This is a genomic window from Rhodoferax sp. GW822-FHT04A08 (genome assembly GCF_058801025.1).
The window spans coordinates 1-23,538 of sequence record NZ_JBXAMW010000001.1 but is presented as its reverse complement, the minus strand read 5'-3'; the positions used below and the strand labels follow the sequence as shown (position 1 = coordinate 23,538).

Sequence of the window (23,538 nt, the reverse complement as noted above, 5' to 3'; positions counted from 1 at the left end):
CGCAGTCCACGATGCCATTCCAGCGGCACTTGCGTCAAATGACGCTGGAATGACACAGCTTCGCTCTGCTTTTGCCGTCTCCGAAGTAAAAAACGCCTGAGCTAGTGACCTAACTCAGGCGCCTCACTTATTTTGGCTTTCGCTTACTTGCGCAGACCCAACTTGGCGATCAGCGCGGTGTAACGGTCAGCGTCCTTGTCCTTCAGGTAGTCCAGCAGCTTGCGGCGACGGCTCACCATACGCAACAGACCACGGCGACCATGGTGGTCCTTGGCGTGGGTCTTGAAGTGGGGGGTGAGTTCGTTGATGCGTGCGGTCAGCAGTGCTACTTGAACTTCGGGGGATCCGGTGTCGCCGGCGCTACGTGCATTGTCCTTGACAACGGCTGCTTTGATGCTGGATGCGATCATGTCTTACTTCCTGATTTGGGCGACCCCGCTCCTGCGAGTGACGTCCCGGTGGTTGAACTTGCGTCTGGTGCTGGAACTGCTCCAAACGTGCGCCTTGCGGTATGCAAAGCCTTGAGATTATAGCCGAGCCTCCGTAGGTAGCCAAATCGCCGCTTTGACCGAGATGCGTGGGCCAACGCAAATAGCGCCATCACGACGATTTTCAAGCCCGTGGACGCAACAATAAACACCTTGAAATTCTCTTGAATTCGCAGCGGCAGGACGCAGTTGTGGACCATGCGGCGCTCACGGTGAGCGGCGCGCCAAGAACCAGGAGTTCACCATGATGTTTGCCACCGCCCACCCCGCTTTTCGCCGCAATGCCTATGCACCTGCAGGACGTGCACTGGAGCGCTTTCTGAGCAATGCCGCGCTGGATTCGCGCCAGCCCGCCCCCCAATACAAGCAGGATGAGACCGCTTTTCACCTCAGCCTGGACGTTCCCGGCATTGCACGTGACCAACTGAGCATCTCCATCGAAGGCTCCGTAGTGCGCATCTCCAGCCGCGAAGGTGCACCGCGCCAGTACCGTGTGGCCTACGAATTGCCCCAGGACATTGAGCCCACCCTGAGCGAAGCCAAGCTGGAAAACGGCGTGCTGACCCTGAAGCTGACCAAGAAGATTCCCGTCAGCAATGCTGCCGAAATCACCATCCAGTAACAGGCGACCTACAGTGAATCCAGGGGCCAGCGCGGCTTGACGTCAAAAGCATAGTTCGCGCTGGCTTGCTGTTTGCCACTTTGCAGCCGCATGGCTGCAGCCAAGGCGATCATGGCACCATTGTCGGTGCACAAATGCAGCTCCGGGTAATGCACCCGAATCTTGCGCACACCACAGGCTTCGTTGAGTTGCGCACGTAGCAGCCGGTTCGCCCCCACTCCCCCAGCCACCACCAGCCGCTTCAGGCCGGTTTGCTTCAGGGCCATCATGGCCTTTTTCACCAGCACCTCCACAATGGCGGCCTGCGTGGAAGCCGCCAGATCGTGCTGCTCATCCTGCGGCAAGTCCTTGAAGGCGGAAACGCCCGCAGCGGCAACCATCTTTTGCGACTGCACCAACACCGCTGTCTTCAACCCAGCGAAAGAAAAGTCCAGGTTCCCGCTGTGCAGCAAGGGCCTGGGCAAGGCGTAGGCTTTAGGACTACCAGTCTCCGCCATGCGCGCCAGGAGCGGCCCGCCGGGGTAATCCAGCCCCATCAGCTTGGCTGACTTGTCAAACGCCTCGCCTGCAGCATCGTCAATCGACTCACCCAGCAGCACATAGCTTCCCACGCCATCCACCCGCATAAGCTGGGTGTGGCCGCCGGAAACCAGCAGGGCAACAAAAGGGAACTCCGGTGGGTCAGCACTCAGAAATGGCGACAGCAAATGCCCTTCCAGGTGATGCACCCCCAGAACCGGCTTACCTAAAGCAGCACCCAGTGCGCAAGCCACACCAGCCCCCACCAGCAAGGCACCTGCCAGACCGGGGCCGCGGGTATAGGCAACCACATCCACTTCCGACAAACTGCGCCCTGAGCCTTTCAACACTTCCTGCGCCAGGGGAAGCACGCGCCGGATGTGGTCGCGGCTGGCCAATTCCGGAACAACCCCGCCAAAAGCCTTGTGCATTTCGATCTGGCTGAATAGTGCGTGCGCCAACAACTCCGGCACCTCACCCTTGTGTTCTGCGGAATGGCATTGCACCAGGGCGACGCCCGTCTCGTCGCAAGACGACTCAATCCCCAGTACCAACAACTTTTGTGACATGGGGCCAGAGTTTAGAGTACGCCCCATGCACATCGAAATTGAATCCTTGGAAAAAGCCACATTGGACGCAGTTGCACCCGAGGCTACCGAGTTTCTCCCCAACTGGGCACTGCCCTTTGACAGCACCACGGTGGGCCGCGCCATTTCAGCCGTACCGTTGCGCCATGACGGCGTGAACCCCGGCGACATCGCCTTGATCGAATCCCGCTACGTTTCCAAAGGGTGGAAGGCGCAGTTCCGTGTGGCCGACGTGGCTGGCCTGAGCGAGCTGCATGCCGCCTTGCGCTCGCGAGGCTACGCCGCGCACCAACCCACACTGACCATGGTGAGCGATATCCGGGATTGGCCGCAAGCAACCACTGCATGGACGGTCCAACAGGACGACAAGCCATCGGCCGGTTGGGAATCCGTCTATCTTGCAGACGACTTTGATCCGATAGACGGTGCCAACCGGCTGAAAGCGCTAAGCCGCAGCCGTTTTCTGCAATATGGATGGATTGAGGATTCGAGCGGCGCCGTGGCCGCAGGTACGGCGTCCTTCAGCCAAGGCTGGATGAGTTTGCATGGCTTGCGTACTTTGAAGAGGGTGCGGGGCCAAGGCGCTGCCTTTGCCCTGATCCTGGCTTTTGGCAGCCAGGCTCGCCTGAGAAATCTGGACAGGTGCTTCCTGCAGGTTGAAGAAGGCAACGCAAATGCTATCGCGTTGTACAGCCGGCTGGGCTTTCAGACCACCTGGCGTTACCACTACTGGCGAAAGTAACTTCAGGCAGCTGCTACCCGCACCGAGGCGTTGGCCGAAGAGGTGCCACTGTAGCCGTGGGAACTTCGATGTAGCGGCGGCGCTTTCGAACGATGACGGCGGGTGCCTGCGCTGCTGCGGGCGTATGCGCACGCGAAGCCGCATACGATTCGCCTCTGCCACTGATGCGCGCTATCCGGATGGCTTCTTCCACTGCGGCACTATTCAGGCGCTGTACCGTGGACCCGTTTACCCTCACGTATGCGCCGGAGGCCGAGGTCGCGAGGAGCCCGAATTCCATGCCCATGCGGACAATCCCGATTACCTTGAATTCCTTGGGCGAAGCCACGAAAGCCTTGATAGTCTGGCTGCCAAGCACCACTTGCAGCGCCTGGTTTGAATTTTGATTGCATTTCATGTTTACCTCGGATGCCTTTGCGGCAGCCGCCTCAGGGTTAGCGTCGCGGCATCTTGCCCACGGCCTCAAAAAACTACTTGATCAAAAATTGATGGTCTGAAGGAATCCGCGCGAAGGCGTGGCCCGGGCGCTCAACCCAAACTGGCCTGCTTCGTCGACAATGGGCCCATGGCAATAGGACACTTCATCAAAGAAATCGGGCGCGGAAAAGACGGCGCACGCGCGCTTTCCAGAGAGCAATCGGCAGACTTGTTTGGCCAGATACTGGACGGAGCGGTCTCGGACCTAGAGATTGGGGCGTTTTGTCTGGCGATGCGCATCAAGGGTGAAACCACCGAAGAAATGTGCGGATTCTGGGACGCGACGCAGCAGCGCATCGCCAAGATTCGGATTGCGCCCGCCAAGGAATCCCGGCCGGCCATCGTCATACCAACCTACAACGGCGCACGCAAGTTGCCGGTGCTCACGCCTTTACTGGCCTTGCTTTTGGCGCGCAAAGGGTTTGCAGTCGCCCTGCACGGCAACGCAACGGAGGGGCAGCGCGTGTTTACATCCGATGTGCTCGCGGCACTCGGAATCCTGCCGCGCGACGCCAGCACACCGGTGCATCCAGGGGAGGTAGCCTTTGTCCCAACCAAGGCCTTGCACCGCGGACTGCAGGCATTGCTGGATGTTCGCCGCGTGGTGCAGTTGCGCAACCCGGCGCACAGCCTGGTCAAATTGCTATTGCCGTGCGAAGGGCCACAAGTGCTGGTGACCAGTTACACGCATCCGGAATACGCCGTCTCCATGGCCGCAGTACTGCAAGTGCTGGGAGCCAGCGCCATGCTGATACGCGGTACCGAGGGCGAGGCCGTGGCCGACCCACGCCGTCTTCCGAAGATGACGTGCATGCGCGAAGGGGTGGTGGATTCGGTGCAGGAGCAGCAGGCCGGGACTCTGAGCACCCTACCCGACCTGCCCACCAGTTGCGATGCACCAACGACGGCGGCCTACATCCAGTCCGTGTTGAGTGGCGCCCTACCGGTGCCCACCCCCATTGCCATCCAAGTGGAGCGGATCATCGCCTTGGCAACGCCCTAGCGGAAGTTGCCAGTATGGCCCAGTGAATATCGGCCAGGTTGCGGCCACACCGCCAGACCGTGTGGCTCTTGACCCACAGCGATCTGATCCACTTTGCCCGAGGCGGTTTCGATGCGGTAGACCACGTCATCGAAGCGTCCAGACAGCCACAGCCACTTGCCGTCATTGCTGACATTGCCCATGTCCGGGCTGCCACCGCCGGGGATGGGCCAAGTGGTGAGCACCTTGTTGGTTGCCAGATCAATCACCGACACGCTGCCCGGGCCCTTGCGCTTGCCGTGGATGGCGTGGGAGCCACGATTTGCCACATACATCTGCTTGGCGTCGCGGCTGGGATACAGGCCATGCGCTGCCACGCCAGTGCTGATGAACCCGACTTCCTTGAACGATTCCCCGTCGATCAGATGCACGCCGTCGGACTCCATGTCTGCCACATAGAAAGTCTTGCCGTTGGGCGAGATGCGGATGTCCTGTGGCATGCCTTTCTTGGCCGTGCAGATTTCCGTCTCCAGCGGGTTGAACGGTTTGGGGTTGTCCTTGAAACGTGTCTTGGGCAATTCCAGTTTCAGGTAGCCCACCAGAGACTTGTTGACCAGGTCGATCTTGGCCACGCTACCTTCAAATTCACAGGTAAAGATGGCATAGCGACCGTCGATGGAAAAGTCGCCGTGGTTGATGCCACCGCACTTGGGCGCCTCGATCGCGTATTGGAGCTTCAGGGTCTTGGGATCACGGAAGTCCAGACGGTGCTTGGCTTCGGCCACGATGATGGTGGACTGGCCGTCGGGCGTGAAGTAGACGTTGTAGGGGTCGTCCACCGGAATGGACTTGCCGGGCTTGCCTGTGCGCGGGTCCACCGGCGTCAGGCTGCCATCGCTGCCCCGCTCTGCGTTGTTGGCAACCCACAGGGTACGCATGTCCCAGGAAGGAACAATATGCTGCGGTGCACGTCCCACCTTGAACGTATCCACCACCTTCAAGGTGGCGGGATCGATGACGGTGACGTTGTTGCCGCGCAGGTTCGGAACATAGACACGCTCCAGATCGGCCTTGACCTCGGGCAGCATCTGGTCGGCGCGGGTTTCACTGTAGAGGTTGTCCGGGTCTGCCACAACGGGCATTCCAGGAACGGTATTGACTGCAGACTTGGTCGTGGCCGGCGCATTGCTGGCCGCATTGCCCAAGGTCGCCAGCGCGGCTACGGCCACTGCGCAGAAAGAAACGATGCTGAGTTTTTTGTAGTGCATGAGGAAAGACTCGATGTATCAGATGAACTTCAATTGCCTTGCTTGATGGCTTCCTGGATGGCCTGCACCGACTGGTCCACGATGTGGCGTACGCCGATCTGCCCCAGTTCCGCCGTGGACTTGCGCGGATCGCCGTAGACACCGTCGGACGGGCCTGTCTTGGCGCCCTCTGCCAGCAGGTCCATGCGCACCAGCGATTTGTCAATGGCCAGCATGAGCGAGGTGTCAGCCAGACCGGCGTGGGTTCCAATCTCGGCGTCCGAGAAGCCCTTGGCGCGCAGATCACGGATAAACGGCGCCTGCGTGGCCTCGTAATAGGCGGTCAGCGCCAGGGCGTGGAAATCGCCGCCCTTGGCAAATTCCTTGTTGATCTTGTCGGCAGCCCGCACCTCGCTCTTCTGGTAACCGCCGTGGTCACCCAGAAAAACGATGTGGTGAAAACCGTGCTGCTTGAAGCTGCGGGCGGTGGACTCCAGAATGGACTCGAATGTCGCCTCGGAAATGGAGATGGTGCCGCTAAAGCGCATATGCGCGACCGGCGGAAAGATGGACCCCTCCGGCACATAACCCAGCACCGGCGCCACCACCGCGTTGCCCAGGCGCTGCGCAATCTGCCCGGCCAGCGCCTTGGCCCGCACATTGTGCTTGCCCAGCGCCATATGCGGACCGTTTTGCTCGGTTCCGCCTATGGGCACCAGCACCGTGGTCGCCCCTTTGGCAACCATGGCGCGCAATTCAAACGAAGTGAGGTCCTCCAGAAACACCGACCCCGAGGCAGCGCTTGCGGCTTGGGCCGGCGCGGCGCATGTCAGGAACAGGAAAAGGGAGAAGCCAGCCAATAAGCTGGATGTTGTATTGCGGTGAGAGACCATTTGGCGCTTTGCTGCGGACAGGAAGCGATTTTACGTTGCGCGGTGCCCGCAGGCTGGGTACCCACATGCCCACCTGCCGGAAATTACTTTGTTTTACATCAACCCCTGTCGAAACTTGTACAAAGCTGCCCTCACAGGGGAGCTGCACTACGCCGTCTGGTCGATCTTGTAGACAAACGCCCGCGCCACGCGCGCCGTTGAATTGAGCAGAACGGCGATGTCGTCGATGTCGTCCGGCAAAGCCGCATTGTCCCAGCCGCTCTCGGTATGGCGCGCCAGCCGCACCGCCAGCAACACGTTGCGCACGGCCGGGTGCTCGGGGTGCTTGCCATCGCTGATGCGCACCAGCAGCTCGGAGAGTGCCCAGTGCTTCATCAAGGCCTGGCGCAGGTCGTTCAAGTCGATGTTGAAGACAAACCGTTGCAGACTGATGGTGCGCAGGGTCGGATTGGCCTGTTGCATGGCCCGGATTTCCATCTCCATGGCCGGGGCGTAGCAGCACATCAGCATTTCCGCAAAGTCGTGCAGAAAGGCCGCCTGACGGATCACGGCCACATCGGTATCGCCACGATGCACTGCAAAGCCGGTGGCAAAGTGCGCCGCACGCCGTGCCCGCCGGATCAGGCCCTGCAGGACCACCAACGCTGCCGGTTGCGTGCACAGGCGTTCTTCCACCGTGGGCTGCTTGCCGAACTCGCGGAAAAAAGGCGCCACGCCCATCATCACCAGGGACGTGATCACCGTTTCGGTCTGCGTCGAATCGGTATTGCGGCGCTTGGCCGACACATAGGCCAACACCTTGATGGTGAAAAGAGGATCGGAGTCCACCAGATCGGCCAACATGCTGGCATCCACATCTTCTTCCCGGGCTCGCAACTCTTCGAGTGCAAGCGAGGTCTTTTCCAGCACCGGAACTTCGGCTTGAAGAAAAAAGCGGGTCCAACCGGCCAGATCCTTGAAGGGCTCCAGCAGATAGGCTGGTGCGGCGGCTGCAACCGGGGTACTAGGCAATTCGTCCATGAGGGCAATCAGTGTGCATGGGGCGGAGTATCTTCGCGCGAGGCATGCGGGTCAACACACTTGCAGCAGCAGGTCCTGGGCGTGGCGCGTCAGCATCAATTCCTCGTTGGTCGGGATCACCCAGGCGGACACGCGGCTGGCTGCCGAACTGATGCGGCGCGCCCCGGCCCGGTTCGCCTCTTCATCGAGCGCAATACCCAGCCAAGACGCGGCGTGGCACACGCGCTCCCGGACCAGACTGCTGTGTTCGCCGATTCCCGCGGTGAACACCAGCACGTCCAGACCGCCCAGTGCGGCGGCGAGGCTGCCCAACTCCCGATAGATACGGTGCACGAATAAATCTATGGCCGCCTTGGCCCTAGGGTCGTCGCTGGCCTCCAGCACACGCATGTCGGACGATATTTCCGACACACCCAGCAGACCGGACTCGTGGTAGAGCATGTGCTCGATGGCCTTTGCGTCCATGCCGAGTTCCGTAGCGAGATAGAGCACCACGCCGGGATCCAGGCTGCCGCAGCGCGTGCCCATCATCAGTCCATCCAGTGCCGTAAAGCCCATGCTGGTGGCTACGCTGCGGCGGTTGCGCAGAGCGCACATGCTGGCTCCGTTGCCCAAATGCGCCACCACCACGCGTTGGTCCGCCAAGGCACCCAGGTGCGCCGGCAGAACACTGGCGATGTATTCATACGACAGCCCGTGAAAACCGTAGCGCTTGACGCCCGCATCACGCAGGCGCCGCGGCAAGGCGTAGGTTTGCGCCTCCCATGGCTGGTCCGCGTGAAATGCCGTGTCAAAGCAGGCGAACTGAGGCAAGGCAGGCTCCAGCGCCGCAATCACTTCGATCGCCGCGAGGTTGTGTGGCTGATGCAGTGGCGCCAACGGGCAGAGCGTCTTGAGCTGCTCCAGCACTTCCGCAGTGACCCGCACCGGCTTGGTGAAGCGCGTGCCACCATGCACCACCCGGTGCGCCACCGCGCACAAGCTGTGGCCTGGCAATTGCTGCTCCAGCCACTCGAACAGCATGCGCAATTCACTGGCGTACCACTGTCCGGCCTCCGCCGTACCGGACAGACCACCGGATGGCAAAGCCTGCCCATCGTCACGCCAGGCCAGCAGTCTGGCTTCCTTGCCCAGGCCATCGATCTCGCCGTGCAGTATGCGTGGCGGGTCTACCGCGTCGTCCATGCTGCGGGCGAAGGCTGCGAACTTGATGCTCGAAGAGCCCGCGTTGAGCACAACAATGGTTTCGCCCGCTGGGGCCAAGGCTGTGCTCATTCCGGATTGGCGCGCTTGAAGGCGGCCCACAACAATGCAATCGCGCACGACGCGATGCGTGAATGGGCCGTGTCCGCACGGCTGGTCAACACGATAGGTACGGTGGCACCCAGCACGATGCCCGCCACTTGCGCATCCCCCAGGTATTCGAGCTGCTTGACCAGCATGTTGCCCGACTCGAGGTCCGGCACCACCAGAACATCGGAATCACCGGCCACTGCGGATTGGATGCCCTTGGTCCGGGTTGCGGCCATGGAAACCGCGTTGTCAAACGCCAGCGGGCCATCCACCAGCCCGCCGGTGATCTGGCCACGGTCGGCCATCTTGGCCAGGGCGGCTGCATCCATGGCTGAGCGCATCTTGGGAGTGACCGTCTCCACGGCAGAAAGCACCGCCACCTTGGGACAAGGGATGCCCAGCGCGTGCGCCAGGTCGATGGCGTTCTGAACAATGTCGACCTTGGATTCGAAATCCGGCGCCACATTGATGGCCGCATCGGTGATCAGCAGGGGTTTGGGGTAGCGCGGAACGTCGAGCACAAACACATGGCTGATGCGCCGCGCAGTGCGCAGCCCGGTCTGGGTATTCACCACTTCGGCAAGCAGCTCATCGGTGTGCAGGCTGCCTTTCATCAGGGCATCCACTTCCCCATTGCGCGCCATGGCAACAGCCTTGGCGGCTGCGGCATGGCTGTGCGGCACATCCACCAGCGCGACTCCACCCAGGTCAATCCGGTGCTCTGCGGCGATTGCCCGAATGCGCTCTGCCGGACCGATCAGCACCGCGTCGATCAGGCCCAGGGCCGCGGCGTCCACCGCACCTTCCAACGCGTCCTGACTGCACGGATGTACGACTCCCATACGGATCTTGCTCCAACGCTTGGCCGCCTGCAGCAGCTCGTTGTAGCGCAGGTTCTTGTCGGCCATCAGAGGTTCTGGCAGGCTTGTGCGATGGATGTGCAGCTTCTCCAGGGGTGCCATCACTTCAGCCTCTCCTGCGATCACCGTCTCTCCATCCTGGTTGACACAGTACGTGTCCAGCACCAGCCGGTATTTGATCGCGTCCATGGACTTGACCGTGGCCGTCACGCTGAGCACATCGCCGATGTGCACCGGCTTGAGGAACTTTAGCGACTGCCCCAGGTAAATCGTGCCAGGGCCCGGAAAGCGCGTGCCCAGCAACGTGGAAATCAGCGACGCTCCCAGCATGCCGTGGGCGATGATGCCGTGAAACCGACTGCTCTTGGCATACAGCGCATCCACATGGGCCGGATTGACGTCGCCCGACACGGCGGCAAACAGCTGGATGTCACGCTGGGTGACCTTGCGCTCCATGCTAGCGGTGTCGCCTACCTGGATTTCCTGGAAGGTCCGGTTTTCCAGAAAGTCCGGATCGGGTGCTCCGGCGATGTAGCGAACTGGGGTGTTGTCCAAAATTGCGCTCCTCTCAGGCGGCCAGCACGTACCGGCCCGGTGCGTCGTCCAGGGCTTCGCCGTCGTGCGCCCCAATGCCCATGGGCGGTGGTGCCACCCGACGGCCGCTGTGCGCCGCGAGCCATTCCTGCCAGGCGGGCCACCAGGAACCTTCGGTCACAGCCGCCTTTTCGGTCCAGCTATCGGGGTCCACATAGCGCTCCCCATGCGCATGCCGCGCGAGCTGGAAGCTGCGTTTCACTCCGGGTCCGGGCGGGTTGACCACGCCCACGTTGTGCCCGCCGGTGCACAGGCAAAAGGTCACGTCGGTGTCCATCAGCAGGTGGATCTTGTACACCGAGCGCCAGGGCGACACCGTGTCGCGCTGCGTGCCCAGCGCAAACACCGGCACCCGGATGTCCGACAGCGCCACCGGCTTGTCGTCCACCAGGTAGCGGCCCTCGGCCAAGTCATTGCGCAGGTACAGGCTGCGCAGGTATTCGTGGTGCTGGCGGTACGGCATGCGCGTGGCGTCCGCATTCCAGGCGATCAGATCGCTCACGGGCATGGTGCTCCCCATGAGGTACTCGTGTTGCATGCGCGACCACACCAGGTCGCGCGAGTTGAGCAGCGCAAAGGCGCCGGCCATCTGCTTTCCGTCCAGGTAGCCCTTCTCGGCCATCACATCATCCAGGTAAGCCAATTGGCTTTCGTCGATGAACAGTGCCAGTTCGCCTGGCTCGGTAAAGTCCAGCTCGGACGCCAGCAGCGAGAGCGACTTCAGCCGGTTGTCGCCATTGCGCGCCATATAGGCCGCAGCAATGGCCAGCAGGGTTCCGCCCAGGCAGTAGCCCAGCGCCTGGATCTTGCGCCGGGGCAACGCTGCGGAAATGGCATCGACAGCGGCCATGACGCCCAGCTTCAGGTAATCATCCATACCCACGTCCCGGTCAGACGCGTCGGGGTTCTTCCAGGAAACGATATACACCGTGTGACCGTGCTCCACCAAGTAGCGCACCAGCGAGTTCTGTGGCGACAGGTCCAGGATGTAGTACTTCATGATCCAGGACGGGATGATGAGCACCGGCTCGGCGTACACCGTGTCGGTTGCAGGCGAATACTGGATCAGCTCGATCAGCCGGTTGCGGTAGACCACCTTGCCCGGCGTGACGGCCACCTCGTGCCCCGGGCGGAACAGGCGCATGGCCGGCGCCGGTTCGCCCCGGATGTTCTGCAGGGCGTCATTGAAGCGGTTCTGCGCACCGCGCAACAGATTCATGCCCCCGGTCTTGACGGTCTCTGCCAATACTTCCGGGTTGGTGGCCAGAAAGTTGGAGGGCGACACCATGTCCAGCCACTGGCGCGAAAAGAAGTTGGTCAACTGCTCGTGGTGGGCGCTGACGCCCTCCACCCCTTTGGTGGCGGTGTGCCACCAGCTCTGGTTGAGCAGGAAGGCCTGGTAAATCAGGTTGAACGGCCACGTCTGCCACTCGGGCGCTTCAAAGCGCTTGTCCTGCACCAGCGGCTCAATACAAGGCTGGCCCGCCTCCCCTGCCGTTGGCACTGCGGCTACAGCAAGCCGGCGCACATCATCCAGCGCCTTGGCTACCAGTTCGCTTTGCTTGCCCGGCGACACGGCCAGATGCACCATCCAGTCCAGGTAGGCACTGAGCAGGGATGCTGGCGAAATACCTTGGGTGAAACGGGCCAACTGGGCGTGAAACGCCTGGTCTATGGCATTGGCCTTCTGCGAAGCCGGCGCGCCGGACGATGCCCGGGAAGAGCCGGGCCGTTGGGTACTCACATTCATGGAATTGCCCTCAAAGCACTCCGGCAAATTATGAACTGCAGCCCGCAAAAGACGTTGACCAGAGTCAAGCTGGCGCGCTTTAGGGCGTGGGTAGTCGGGCAAACCGCTGGCGATACAACTCCGGTGAAATACCTGTGTGGCGGCGCAGGCTGCGCTGCAGACTGTCCACCGAGCCAAACCCCGACCGCTGCGCCACGCGGACCAGCGGCCAGGCGGTCTGTTCCAGAAGGTTCTTGGCGTGATCCAGACGCACCGCTTCCACAAACCGCGCCGGCGTCTGACCGGTTTCACGCAGGAACTGGCGCGAGAAATGCCGCTCACTCATCGCCACGCGGTCTGCAAGCGCGGCCACACTCAAATCGTGCTTTGGGTGCTCGACCACCCACATCATCAAATCGCGCAAAACATGCGAGCAGGACATTTGCGCCTGCAGCCCCGCGGAAAACTGTGACTGGCCGCCCGGGCGGCGCAGATACACAACCAGCTCACGGGCCACGGCCAGCGCGACGGGCTGCCCCAGATCCGCTTCAACCAGCGCCAAAGACAAATCGATGGCGGAGGAAATGCCGGCGGAACAGTAGAACGGTGGATCGGCCACATAGATGGCATCGGGCTCCACCTTGACTTTGGGATATGTGTTGGCCAACTCCGCACATGCGTTCCAGTGCGTGGTCGCTCTGCGCCCATCCAGCAAACCGGCAGCGGCCAGGGCAAATGCGCCGGTGCACACACTGCAAATTCGCCTGGCGGAACCCGACCACTGCCTGAGCCATGGCAGTACATCGACGGCAGAACCGGATGGCTCAAACACCCTGGAATCACCTCCCACCACCATGATGGTGTCTACCCGACCACGGATATCTGCAATGGCCGTGGAATGCGCCAGTTGCAGCCCGGAGTTGGTCACCACCTTACCGCCACGCGGCGACGCCAGCACCAGCCGGTAGCCGGGTCCGAGGCCCTTGTCGGCGGCATATCGCGAGGCTTTGGAAAACACCTCCCAGGGCCCGGTGAAATCCAGTGACTGGCAACCGTCATAAGCCACCAGAACAACCACGCGGGTTCGTTCCTCAGAATCTGCAGGTTTTTTCGTCATGGCTGATTTTGCGGTTATGTTGTCCTAACCGCCATGCTACCCACACCTAGGCTACGGGTATGCAAATATTTCTCAAACCCAATCGCAGCGTGGCGCTCCTGGTCGTGTGCCAGGCTTTGTATCTGTGTGCCTCCGCCATCGGACTGACCTTGACCGGTCTGGTGGGCGCGATGCTGGCCCCCGCCCGCAGCCTGGCCACATTGCCCTTTGCCCTGGTTACCGTGGCCACGGCGCTGAGCACCATTCCGGTTTCCCTGTCCATGGCGCGTTGGGGCAGAAAGCCGCTCTTCCTGCTTGGCACGCTTGCCGGCGTCACGGGCGGATGCCTTGCGGCAATGGCGATCGTCCAGTCCAGCTTTCTGTGGTTCTGCATCGCCAATCTGTTCCTGGGCGTGTTTCAGGCCAGTGCCCAGTACTACCGTTTTGCGGCCACCGAAGCAGCCAGCCTGGATTTCCGACCCAAGGCCATTGGTCTGGTCATTGCAGGTGGTGTGGTGGCTGCGGTAGCCGGCCCCACATTGGCCGCATGGGCCCGCGACGCCCTGGCACCCCACACGTTCGCTGGCTCCTACCTATCGGTTCTGGCGCTGTCCGCAGCCTCAGCACTGGTCTTGTCGCGTCTGAAGCTGCCGCGCAACGCGCCCGGTCCGGCGCAGACGGCATCTACGCCTTTGCGTGTCTTCCTGCGCAATCCCTCTTTCATCGCTGCAGTCACCAACAGCACCTTTGGCTACGCCACTATGATCTTCGTGATGACGGCAACTCCGCTGGCAGTCTTGGGTTGCGGGCTCACGGTAGGCAATGCAGCATCGGTCATCCAGTGGCACCTGCTTGCCATGTTTGCGCCGGGGTTCTTTACCGGGCGTCTGATAGAGCGCTGGGGTGTCTACTCCATCCAGCTTGCAGGGGGCGCCTTGTATGTGCTGGGCGGTGTGGTGGCGTTGACAGGAACCACACTATCCACCTTTGTATGTGCGCTGGCCCTGTATGGCGTGGCCTGGAACTTCTCGTTTGTGGGGGGCACCAACCTGCTGACGCAGGTACTTGCCCACGCGTCAGCCGGCGATCGTGCACGGGCCCAGGCAGCAAACGAATTCCTGACCTTTGCCGCTGTGGCTATCGGCTCCCTGCTGGCCGGCGCCACTTTTGACGCCAGCGGCTGGGGCACTGTCAATGGGCTGGTCTTCCCCTTGTCTGCCGCCATGGTCAGCGTGACCCTATGGTCACTTCTGAAAAGCAGGCGGCCCTGACCCTGGAGCTGGTACGGCCAGCAGCTTGTTTGCCCCTCCACAGTTGCACACCCGCATGGGCGCCGGCCATTGCGGTCGGCTTCTTGTTGCTAGACTCTCTGCGATGACAGAAGACACCAAGCAACACACCCCCATGATGCAGCAGTACCTCGCCCTCAAGGCGGACTTCCCGGACACGCTGCTGTTCTACCGCATGGGGGACTTCTATGAGATGTTCTACACCGATGCCGAAAAGGCGGCGCGGCTGCTGGACATCACGCTGACCACGCGCGGCCAATCCGCCGGGCAGCCTATCCAGATGGCCGGTGTGCCCTTTCACGCGATGGAAGGCTATCTGGCCAAGCTGATCCGCCAGGGCGAGTCGGTGGCCATCTGCGAGCAGGTGGGTGAAGTCGGCGGCAAGGGCCCGGTGGAGCGCAAGGTGGTGCGGGTGGTTACGCCCGGCACGCTGACCGATTCCGAGCTCCTCAACGAAAAGACCGAGTCCATGCTGATGGCGGTGCACCAGGGCCCGCGCAACCGCTGCGGCCTGGCCTGGCTGTCGGTCACGCAGGGCATTGTGTTTCTGGCCGAGTGCGCACCCGATGCGCTGGGTGCCTGGGTTAGCCGCATTGCGCCCAGCGAACTGGCCTACAGCGCCACCGTGACCGGCAGCTTTGAAGACCGGCTCAAGCGCATGCGCATGGGCACTGCGGTCTTCCTGACGGCCCGCCCCGAATGGCAGTTCGACAGTGCCCTGGGCCAGCGCAAGCTGCTCGATGCCTTGCAGGCCGCCAGCCTGGTGAGTTGGAATGCGCAGGACCTGCCTCTGGCCCACGCCGCCGCGGCAGCGCTGCTGGCCTACGCCGAGCACACGCAGGGCCGCAGCCTCACCCACATCAGCAGCGTGCAGGTGCAGTGCGACGACGCGCTCATCGACCTGCCTGCCACCACCCGCCGCAATCTGGAGCTGACGCAAACGCTGCGTGGCGAAGACTCCCCCACCCTGTTCTCGCTGCTGGACAGTTGCATGACCGGCATGGGCAGCCGCGCACTCAAGCGCTGGCTGCTGGAGCCCCAACGCGACCGCAGCGAGGCGATGCAGCGGCTGCACGCCATCGAGACGCTGCACACCGGCAACCACGCCAACCTATGGCAGAGCTTGCGCGCGCAGCTCAAGGGCTGTGCCGATGTGGAACGCATCACCGCCCGCATGGCGCTGCGCCAGGTACGCCCGCGTGAGCTGGTGGCCCTGCTGCTCACCCTGCAGAAGACCCAGGCGCTGGCAGCGCAACTGCAGGGCCTCAACGGCTACCTGCTCGATATTGCCAACGCCCTGCTGGCGCCACCCGAGTGCGCCGCGCTGATAGCCGCCGGTATTGCCCCCGAGCCTGCCGCATTGGTGCGCGACGGCGGCGTGATTGCCAGCGGCTTCGACGCCGAGCTGGATGAGCTGCGTGCCATCCAGACCAACTGCGATGCCTTTCTGCTGGACCTGGAAGTGCGCGAGAAAGCCCGCACCGGCATTGCCAACCTGCGGGTGCAATTCAACCGGGTGCACGGCTTCTACATCGAGGTGACCACCGGCCAGGCCGACAAGGTGCCGGATGACTACCGCCGCCGCCAGACCCTCAAGAACGCCGAGCGCTTCATCACCCCCGAACTCAAGGCCTTTGAAGACAAGGCCCTGAGCGCGCAGGAGCGCGCCCTGGCCCGCGAGAAGTGGTTGTTCGAACAGGTGCTGGACCAGTTGCAGCCCTTTGTCCCGGCGCTGACCCGCACCGCACAGGCGCTGGCCGCGCTGGATGCGCTATGCGCGCTGACAGAGCGTGCGCTGACGCTGGACTGGTGCGCCCCACGCTTTGTGGAGCAACCCTGCATCGACATCACCCAGGGCCGCCACCCCGTGGTGCAGGCGCGGCTGGCCGAGTTGTCCAGCGGAAACTTCATCGCCAACGACACCCACTTGGGGCCGAAGCAGCGCATGCAAGTGATTACCGGCCCGAACATGGGCGGTAAGTCCACTTATATGCGCCAGGTCGCGCTCATCGTGCTGCTGGCCAGCATGGGCAGCTACGTGCCGGCCAGTGCCTGCACGCTGGGGCCCATCGATGCCATCCACACCCGCATTGGTGCGGCGGACGATCTGGCCAACGCCCAGTCCACCTTCATGCTGGAAATGACCGAGGGCGCCCAGATCCTGCACGCCGCCACGCCGCAAAGCCTGGTGCTGATGGACGAGATCGGCCGCGGCACCTCCACCTTCGACGGCTTGGCACTGGCCAGCGCAATTGCCACCCACCTGCACGACAAGACGCAGGCCTTTGCACTGTTTGCCACCCACTACTTCGAGCTGACCGAGTTCCCGGCCACGCACCATGCCGCCGTCAACGTGCATGTGAGCGCTGCCGAGGCCGGGCGCGACATCGTGTTCCTGCACGCCATCGAGCCGGGCCCTGCCAGCCGCAGCTATGGGATTCAGGTGGCGCGCTTGGCGGGCATGCCCGCAGCGGTGCTGAACCAAGCTCGGCACACGCTGGATGCGCTGGAGGCACAGGCCACGGCGTCGCAACGCCAGGTCGATCTGTTTGCACCACCTCCGCAGGTAGAAGAACCTGCTGCCAGTGCAGTGGAAGCAGCGGTTGCTGCCATCGACCCGGACGCCATGAGCCCGCGCGAAGCCATGGAAGCGCTCTACCAGCTCAAGGCGCTGGCCAACAGAGGCTGACATCTTGTCGCGAATGGACGAATAGACGCCGCTTTTTGCCATTTCACCGTGGCCCCTATCCGTATGATGATTTGCGGCTCCTTCACCCAGAACGGAGCCGCTCCAAGATACATCCATACCGAAAGAGGCTGCCATTAACACGCTCAATAACCTCAAGATTTCGACGCGCCTGACGTCGACCTTTGCCATGGTGGTGTTGGCCATGCTGGCAATCGCTGTAACAGCGGTATTCCAGATGGGACTCATGTGGCGCAACGCCGATGAGATTTCCAGCGTCTGGTTACCCAAATCGGTGGCGGTGAACAAGATGAGCTCGGAGCTTGCGAGCTTTCGCATGGCCGAGCTGCAGCACGTGATGAGCACGGTGGACTCCGATATGGCCGACCTCGAAAAGAAGATGGCCAAGATCCAGGCCGCTTTTCAGGCCGACAGCAAGGCCTTTGCCGACAGCATCAGCGACGACAACGAGCGCAAGCTGTTTGACTCCTTTTCCGCCGACTGGAAGGCTTACCTGCAAATCCACGAACAGGTGATTACGCTGGCCAAGCAGTTCCAGGCCGACCAGGGCAAGCGCCTGCTCAACACCACCGCTGCCAAGTTGTTCGAGAAGTCCACCGCCACACTGGACCAACTGGTGGCCATCAGCCAGAAGGGGGCATCTGACGAGAGTGCGTTGACCGTCACTTCCTACACCACGGCCCGCGTTGCCATGCTGGTCATTGCAGTAGTGGGCGTGGCGCTGGCAGCCGGTGCCGCCTTTGTGCTGATCCGCTCCATCACCCGCCCGCTGTCGGAGGCGGTGAACGCCATTGAACGCGTGGCTTCCGGCGACCTCGCCTCGGAGATTCACGCCACCACCCAGGACGAAGCCGGCCAGCTGCTGCATGCCCTGCACAACATGCAGAAGAGCCTGATCGAAGTGGTCAGCAAGGTGCGCCATGGCTCGGAGAGCGTGTCCTCGGCCAGCGAAGAGATTGCCTCGGGCAACCAGGACCTGTCCAACCGCACCGAACAGCAGGCCACCGCACTGGAGCAAACCAACGCCCATATGTCGCGCCTGAGCGGTGCCGTGGAAGAAAACGCCGAGAACTCCCGCCAGGCCAATCAGCTGGCGCAGAACGCGTCCAGCCTGGCCGTGCGCGGCGGAGCCGTGGTGGACCAAGTGGTGGAGACCATGAAGGGCATCAACGACAGCTCGCGCCGCATTGCCGACATCATCAGCGTGATCGATGGCATCGCCTTCCAGACCAACATCCTGGCGCTCAACGCGGCAGTGGAGGCAGCCCGTGCCGGTGAACAGGGCCGCGGCTTTGCCGTGGTGGCGTCCGAAGTGCGCTCCCTGGCCGGACGCAGCGCCGAAGCCGCCAAGGAAATCAAGCAACTGATCAACGCCAGCGTGGAGCGGGTGGAACACGGCAGCTCGCAGGTCGGCCTGGCAGGCCAGACCATGAAGGAGCTGGTGGAGGCTATCCAGAAGGTGGCCCATATCATGGGCGAGATCAGCCACTCGAGCATCGAACAGGCCAACGGCGTGCAGCAGGTGGGCGGTGCCATCTCCAACATGGACCAGACCACGCTGCAGAACGCGGCCATGGTGGAAGAAATCTCCGCTGCGGCCAACACCCTGCGCAACCAAGCCGCAGAACTGGTGGAAGCCGTGTCGGTATTCAAAGTGGGGAACAGCTCCTATCTGGCCTTGCCAGCCTGAGCCCGTGGTGAAAGGTAGGCCCTTTACACTCCTACCTTTTATCGCTTCCCCCAAAAAATGACTTATTGCGTAGCCATCAAGCTCAACGCTGGCCTGGTTTTCCTCTCCGATTCCCGCACCAACGCCGGGCTCGACCAGATCAGCACCTTCCGCAAGATGATCGTCTATGAGAAGGCAGACGACCGCTTCATGGTGCTGCTGTCGGCCGGCAACCTGAGCATCTCCCAGTCGGTGCGCGAGATTCTGCAGGTCGAACGCCTCAAGGAACATGACGAAGACGAAGGCATCACCATCTGGAATGCCAAGAGCATGTTTGACGCCGCCCGGGTGCTGGGCTCGGCCATCCGCAAGGTGCATGAGCGCGATGCCGGATCGCTCAAGCTGGCGGGCGTGGACTTCAATGTCTCGCTGATCTTTGGTGGCCAGATCAAGGGTGAAGGCATGCGCCTGTTCCAGGTGTATTCCGCCGGCAACTTCATCGAAGCCACACCCGAGACGCCCTACTTCCAGGTCGGCGAATCCAAATACGGCAAGCCGGTGCTGGACCGCGTGATCACGCCCACCACGCCGCTGGACGAAGCCGCCAAGTGTGCGCTGGTGTCCATGGACTCCACCCTCAAATCCAATCTCTCGGTGGGCCTGCCGCTGGACATGGTGGTATACGAAGCCGGCACCTTCCACACCGACAAGGTGGTTTGCATCGACGAGAACAACCCCTACTTCCAGATGCTGCACGGTAGCTGGGGCCAGAAGCTGCGCGAAGTCTTTGACAGCATCGAAGACCCGACCTGGGACGGCGGCAAGACCGAAGTTCCGCTGATGGTTGCTCCCACCCGCAGCCTGCCGCTCAAAAAAATCACCACGCCGGACGAGAAGCTGATCTAAAGCGGAACCTTCGCCGTGATCATCTTTTCCCACGCCAACAGCTTTCCCGCCAGCACCTACCGAGTGCTGTTTCGCAGCCTGCGGGGCCGCGGCTTCACGGTCAAGGCCATTGAGAAGGTGGGCCACGACCCGCACTATCCGGTCACCAGCAACTGGCCGTATCTGGTGCGGCAGTTGTGTGACTTCATCGAGCAGGAAACCGACAGGGCCGGCCAGCCGGCCTGGCTGGTGGGCCACTCGCTGGGCGGCTACCTGAGCCTGATGGCCGCCATGCGCGTGCCCGCCCGGGTGAAGGGTTTGGTGATGATCGACTCGCCCCTGCTGGGGGGCTGGAAATCCAACGCGGTGGCCATCGCCAAACGCACCCAGTTGGTGGGCTCGTTTTCACCCGGTGCTGTGAGCAAGCGCAGGCGCACCACATGGGACAGCACCGAAGAGGCCTTCGCCCACTTCCGCCACAAGAAGCCCTTTGCAAAATGGGATGAGCAGGTACTGCACGACTATGTGAACCACGGCACAGTGGAGCACCACGGCAAGCGCGTGCTGGCCTTTGACCGCGACGTGGAAACCGCCATCTACAACGGCCTGCCGCACAACCTGGAGCGTCAGCTCAAGCGCCACCCGCTGCAATGCCCGGCACACTTCATTGGTGGCACCGAGTCCGAGGAAATGCGGCAAGTGGGTATGGCCTTGACGCGCAAGGTGGTGGGTGAGCACATCACCATGCTCGAAGGCAGCCACCTCTTCCCCATGGAGCAACCGGTAGCCACCGCCGCCGCCATCGAGGCAGCCATTCGCGCGATGGCTACGCCGACCACTGCACCAGGTTGAAGTAGGCCGTGGCCAGCACCACTGCACCAAAGGCGATGCGGTAGTAGGCGAAGCCCACGAAGCTGTGAGAGGCAATGAACCTCAGCAGCCAGCGTATGCACAGCCATGCCGCAATGAACGACACCACAAAACCCACACCAAACAGCGGAAGGTCGGCCATGCTGAGGTTGGCGCGCTCCTTATAGAGGCTGTAGACACCCGCGCCCACCAGGGTCGGGATGGCCAGAAAGAATGAGAACTCCGCCGCCACCTTGCGTGACAGGCCCAGCAACATGCCGCCAATGATGGTGGCGCCGCTGCGGCTGGTTCCGGGGATCATGCCCAGGCACTGCACCAGTCCCACCTTGAGCGCGTCCAGTCCGGACATGTCATCGATGTCATGGATGCGCGGCACCGGCTTGGCCACCTTCTCCACCCACAGGATGATGAAGCCGCCCACGATGAAGGCGCCCGCCACCACGCCGGGCGTGAACAGGTAGTTCTTGATGATCTTGTAGACCGTGAAGCCCACAATGCCCGCAGGCAGGAAGCCGATGAACACATTGGCCGCAAAGCGCTGCGCGCGGTGGCTGCTGCCCAGGTTCACCAGGGTGCTGCGCAGCTTTTCCCAGTAGATGATGACCACGGCCAAAATGGCGCCGGTCTGGATGGCAATGTCAAAGACCTTGGCCTTGTCGTCATCAAAGCCCAGCAGGGCGCCGGTCAGGATCAGATGCCCCGTGCTGGAGATGGGAAGGAACTCGGTCAGACCCTCCACGATGCCCATGATGGTGGCTTTGATCAGCAAAACAATATCCAAAATACTCTCCAAAAAATTACTCGTAACGCAAGGCTTGAATCGGCAGCAGTTTAGATGCACGGCGCGCCGGGTAAAAACCGAAGAACACGCCCACCCCCGCCGAAAAGCCCACGGCCAGCAGCACCGAGCCCGCGCTCAAGCTCACCTGCCAGCCGGCAAACGCGCCCACGCCCCAGGTTGCCACGGTTCCCAGCGCCACGCCGATGGCTCCGCCAATCAGGCTCAGCGTCACTGCTTCAATCAGGAACTGCACCAAAATGTCGCGCCCGCGTGCACCAACAGCCATGCGCAGGCCGATCTCTCTGGTGCGTTCGGTCACGCTCACCAGCATGATGTTCATGATGCCTATACCGCCTATGAGCAGGCTGATACCGGCCACAGCCGCCAGCAGCAGCGTCATCACACGGCTGGACTCCTCCTGTGCCTGCAGGATTTCGGTGAGGTTCTTCACCGCAAACGGGTCTTCGCTACCGGGGGGCACCTTGAAGCGCTGGCGCAGCAGGTCGGTGATGCTGGCCTCCACCGCCTTCATGTCCTCGCCCTCGCGCACCTTGACGGAGATGGCGCCCACGCGTTTGAGGCGGCTGGTGGCGTCGCCGCCCCAGATGCGGTTGCGCAAGGTGGACAGCGGCACCATGATGGCGTCGTCCTGGTCCTGACCCATGGAGTTCTGTCCCTTGGTAGAGAGCACGCCAATCACCGTCATGGGGATGTTGCGCACCCGGATCATCTGCTCCACCGGGTCCTGGTCGCCAAACAGCTCGCGCGCCACGGTACTTCCGATCCATGCCACCTTGGCCGAGCCGGCCAGCTCGGCGGCATCGAACATGCGGCCGCTGGCCAGCGGCCAGTCGCGCGCTTCCAGATAGTCGTTGTTCACGCCGATGATGCTGGTGCCCCAGTTGGTGTTGCCATAGACCAACTGGCCGCTGGTGCGCGAGGTGGGCGCGGCCACTTGCACCTCGGGAATTTCCACGGCAATGGCGGTGGCGTCTTCTTCGGTCAGGCGCTGGCGGGTCTGCGCGCCCAGGCGCACGCCGGCCTGCGACACGCCGCCGGGAATGACCAGCATGATGTTGGAGCCCAGGCCCTTCATCTGTTCCTGCACCCTATCGGTGGCGCCCCGCCCCACCGCAATCATGGTGATGACCGCGGCCACGCCGATGATGATTCCCAGCATGGTGAGCACGCTGCGCAAGGCATTGGCGCCCAACGCACGCAAGGCGCTACGAAGCGCGGCCATGCTGTTCACGCCGCCGCCTCCTGCACCACGTCCTGCACCACCTGCCCATCCTTGAACACCAGCTTGCGCCGCGCCCAGGCGGCAATGTCGGCCTCGTGCGTCACCAGCACCACGGTCATGCCCTGCTGGTTGAGTTCCCGCAGCAGCCGCATGATGTCTTCACTGGTCTGCGAGTCCAGCGCCCCGGTGGGTTCGTCGGCCAGAATCAGTTGCGGCTGGTTCACCAACGCACGGGCAATGGCCACGCGCTGCTGCTGCCCGCCCGACAGTTCGGCAGGCGTGTGGTGCATGCGCTCGCCCAGCCCCACGCGCTGCAAGGCGGCTTGCGCGCGCTCACGCCGCGCGGCGGCCTTGATGCCGCTGTACACCATGGGCAGCTCCACGTTTTCCAGGGCCGATGTGCGCGGCAGCAGGTTGAACTGCTGGAACACAAAGCCGATGCGCCGGTTGCGGATGGAGGCCAGTTGATCCTGCTCCATGTCCTGCACCGCCTCGCCTGCCAGGTGGTAGGTGCCGGAGGTGGGCAAATCCAGGCAACCCAGGATGTTCATCAGGGTGGACTTGCCCGAGCCCGAAGCGCCCATGATGGCGACGAAGTCACCCTCAGCAATGTCCAGCGACACGTCGCGCAAGGCGTGCACGGCCTGGCCGTCGCCTGCGCGCTGCTGTGCAGGCGTACCCATGTGGTAGGTCTTGTTGAGTTTGCGCGCCTGGATCAGCACGCTGCCGGTCGGTGCCATGCTGCTTCAGAACGGGGGCCGCGGACCACTGCCAGCCGGGCGCGATCCGCTGCCGCTGGCCATGGATTTGGTGCCCACGATGACCTCTGCGCCTTCCCTGATATCCTGCGCGCCCTGCCCGTCTGCCAACAGTTCGGTCATGCTGCCGTCACTGACACCCAAGCGCACAGCCAGCGCGCGCGGCTTGCCGTTGGCGTCCAACACA

At 62.5% G+C, this 23,538-nt stretch carries 22 protein-coding genes; 8 read left to right on the top strand and 14 right to left on the bottom strand.

Features of this window, described 5'->3' with window-relative positions:
• Positions 1 to 143: 143 nt before the first annotated feature.
• Entirely contained in the window at positions 144 to 410 is a 267-nt protein-coding gene (rpsO, locus tag AC1RMF_RS00110; protein ID WP_342618188.1) for a 30S ribosomal protein S15, read from the bottom strand.
• 322 nt (positions 411 to 732) lie between these two features.
• Between rpsO and AC1RMF_RS00105 the strand changes: the two genes are divergently transcribed.
• Entirely contained in the window at positions 733 to 1,110 is a 378-nt protein-coding gene (locus AC1RMF_RS00105) for an Hsp20/alpha crystallin family protein (RefSeq protein WP_493138602.1), read from the top strand.
• An 8-nt stretch (positions 1,111 to 1,118) separates the two neighbouring features.
• Here AC1RMF_RS00105 and tsaD read toward each other — a convergent pair whose 3' ends face one another.
• Positions 1,119 to 2,186 carry a tRNA (adenosine(37)-N6)-threonylcarbamoyltransferase complex transferase subunit TsaD gene (tsaD, locus tag AC1RMF_RS00100; protein ID WP_493139903.1) on the bottom strand — a complete coding sequence of 356 codons (1,068 nt, stop codon included), beginning with the start codon at positions 2,184 to 2,186 and terminating at the stop codon, positions 1,119 to 1,121.
• 37 nt (positions 2,187 to 2,223) lie between these two features.
• On the opposite strand from tsaD, the gene AC1RMF_RS00095 reads away from it, so the two are divergent.
• Positions 2,224 to 2,958 (top strand): GNAT family N-acetyltransferase, encoded by a 735-nt coding sequence (locus tag AC1RMF_RS00095; RefSeq protein WP_493138600.1) that lies wholly within the window; start codon positions 2,224 to 2,226, stop codon positions 2,956 to 2,958.
• Between the two features lie 13 nt (positions 2,959 to 2,971).
• On the opposite strand, the gene AC1RMF_RS00090 is transcribed toward AC1RMF_RS00095, so the two are convergent.
• The gene (locus tag AC1RMF_RS00090; protein ID WP_493138598.1) at positions 2,972 to 3,355 is read right to left on the bottom strand and encodes a hypothetical protein; all 384 of its coding nucleotides are present in this window, start codon (positions 3,353 to 3,355) and stop codon (positions 2,972 to 2,974) included.
• A 168-nt stretch (positions 3,356 to 3,523) separates the two neighbouring features.
• Here AC1RMF_RS00090 and ybiB point away from each other — a divergent pair, with 168 nt between their 5' ends.
• Positions 3,524 to 4,438: a DNA-binding protein YbiB gene (ybiB, locus tag AC1RMF_RS00085; protein WP_493138596.1), complete on the top strand. Its 915-nt coding sequence runs from the start codon at positions 3,524 to 3,526 to the stop codon at positions 4,436 to 4,438.
• Here ybiB and AC1RMF_RS00080 read toward each other — a convergent pair.
• The 7 genes from AC1RMF_RS00080 to AC1RMF_RS00050 form a co-directional block, all read right to left on the bottom strand.
• Positions 4,435 to 5,685, bottom strand: coding sequence for a YncE family protein (locus AC1RMF_RS00080; protein WP_493138594.1), 1,251 nt, complete (start codon positions 5,683 to 5,685; stop codon positions 4,435 to 4,437). The two genes, ybiB and AC1RMF_RS00080, sit on opposite strands and share 4 nt — an antisense overlap.
• Positions 5,686 to 5,714: 29 nt before the next feature.
• Positions 5,715 to 6,557: a creatininase family protein gene (locus AC1RMF_RS00075; protein ID WP_342618194.1), complete on the bottom strand. Its 843-nt coding sequence runs from the start codon at positions 6,555 to 6,557 to the stop codon at positions 5,715 to 5,717.
• A 147-nt stretch (positions 6,558 to 6,704) separates the two neighbouring features.
• A complete protein-coding gene (locus AC1RMF_RS00070) occupies positions 6,705 to 7,577 on the bottom strand; it encodes an HDOD domain-containing protein (RefSeq protein WP_493138592.1) in 873 nt (290 codons plus the stop codon).
• Between the two features lie 51 nt (positions 7,578 to 7,628).
• The gene (locus AC1RMF_RS00065; RefSeq protein WP_493138590.1) at positions 7,629 to 8,852 is read right to left on the bottom strand and encodes an acetate/propionate family kinase; all 1,224 of its coding nucleotides are present in this window, start codon (positions 8,850 to 8,852) and stop codon (positions 7,629 to 7,631) included.
• Complete coding sequence (locus tag AC1RMF_RS00060) at positions 8,849 to 10,285, bottom strand: bifunctional enoyl-CoA hydratase/phosphate acetyltransferase (protein WP_493138588.1); 1,437 nt, start codon at positions 10,283 to 10,285, stop codon at positions 8,849 to 8,851. Before AC1RMF_RS00060 ends, AC1RMF_RS00065 begins: the two co-directional genes overlap by 4 nt.
• A 13-nt stretch (positions 10,286 to 10,298) precedes the next feature.
• Positions 10,299 to 12,074 (bottom strand): PHA/PHB synthase family protein, encoded by a 1,776-nt coding sequence (locus tag AC1RMF_RS00055; RefSeq protein WP_493138586.1) that lies wholly within the window; start codon positions 12,072 to 12,074, stop codon positions 10,299 to 10,301.
• Positions 12,075 to 12,153: 79 nt separating this feature from the next.
• On the bottom strand, positions 12,154 to 13,170 hold the full coding sequence (locus AC1RMF_RS00050; protein WP_493138584.1) for a GlxA family transcriptional regulator: 1,017 nt from the start codon (positions 13,168 to 13,170) through the stop codon (positions 12,154 to 12,156).
• Between the two features lie 59 nt (positions 13,171 to 13,229).
• Here AC1RMF_RS00050 and AC1RMF_RS00045 point away from each other — a divergent pair, with 59 nt between their 5' ends.
• From AC1RMF_RS00045 to AC1RMF_RS00025, 5 genes are all read left to right on the top strand, one after another.
• On the top strand, positions 13,230 to 14,420 hold the full coding sequence (locus AC1RMF_RS00045; protein ID WP_493138582.1) for an MFS transporter: 1,191 nt from the start codon (positions 13,230 to 13,232) through the stop codon (positions 14,418 to 14,420).
• Between the two features lie 103 nt (positions 14,421 to 14,523).
• On the top strand, positions 14,524 to 17,127 hold the full coding sequence (gene mutS, locus AC1RMF_RS00040) for a DNA mismatch repair protein MutS (RefSeq protein WP_493138580.1): 2,604 nt from the start codon (positions 14,524 to 14,526) through the stop codon (positions 17,125 to 17,127).
• A gap of 115 nt (positions 17,128 to 17,242) precedes the next feature.
• Complete coding sequence (locus AC1RMF_RS00035) at positions 17,243 to 18,835, top strand: methyl-accepting chemotaxis protein (RefSeq protein ID WP_493139900.1); 1,593 nt, start codon at positions 17,243 to 17,245, stop codon at positions 18,833 to 18,835.
• A gap of 57 nt (positions 18,836 to 18,892) precedes the next feature.
• Positions 18,893 to 19,720: a proteasome-type protease gene (locus tag AC1RMF_RS00030; RefSeq protein WP_342618204.1), complete on the top strand. Its 828-nt coding sequence runs from the start codon at positions 18,893 to 18,895 to the stop codon at positions 19,718 to 19,720.
• A gap of 15 nt (positions 19,721 to 19,735) precedes the next feature.
• On the top strand, positions 19,736 to 20,551 hold the full coding sequence (locus AC1RMF_RS00025; protein ID WP_342618205.1) for an alpha/beta hydrolase: 816 nt from the start codon (positions 19,736 to 19,738) through the stop codon (positions 20,549 to 20,551).
• Here the strand turns inward: AC1RMF_RS00025 and AC1RMF_RS00020 are convergent.
• From AC1RMF_RS00020 to AC1RMF_RS00005, 4 genes are all read right to left on the bottom strand, one after another.
• On the bottom strand, positions 20,526 to 21,350 hold the full coding sequence (locus tag AC1RMF_RS00020; RefSeq protein ID WP_342618206.1) for an undecaprenyl-diphosphate phosphatase: 825 nt from the start codon (positions 21,348 to 21,350) through the stop codon (positions 20,526 to 20,528). The two genes, AC1RMF_RS00025 and AC1RMF_RS00020, sit on opposite strands and share 26 nt — an antisense overlap.
• Positions 21,351 to 21,366: 16 nt before the next feature.
• Positions 21,367 to 22,593 carry an ABC transporter permease gene (locus AC1RMF_RS00015; RefSeq protein ID WP_342621171.1) on the bottom strand — a complete coding sequence of 409 codons (1,227 nt, stop codon included), beginning with the start codon at positions 22,591 to 22,593 and terminating at the stop codon, positions 21,367 to 21,369.
• Positions 22,594 to 22,598: 5 nt separating this feature from the next.
• Complete coding sequence (locus AC1RMF_RS00010) at positions 22,599 to 23,333, bottom strand: ABC transporter ATP-binding protein (protein ID WP_493138576.1); 735 nt, start codon at positions 23,331 to 23,333, stop codon at positions 22,599 to 22,601.
• A 6-nt stretch (positions 23,334 to 23,339) separates the two neighbouring features.
• The coding region (locus tag AC1RMF_RS00005) for a hypothetical protein (protein WP_493138574.1) at positions 23,340 to 23,538 on the bottom strand (199 nt) is incomplete at its 5' end.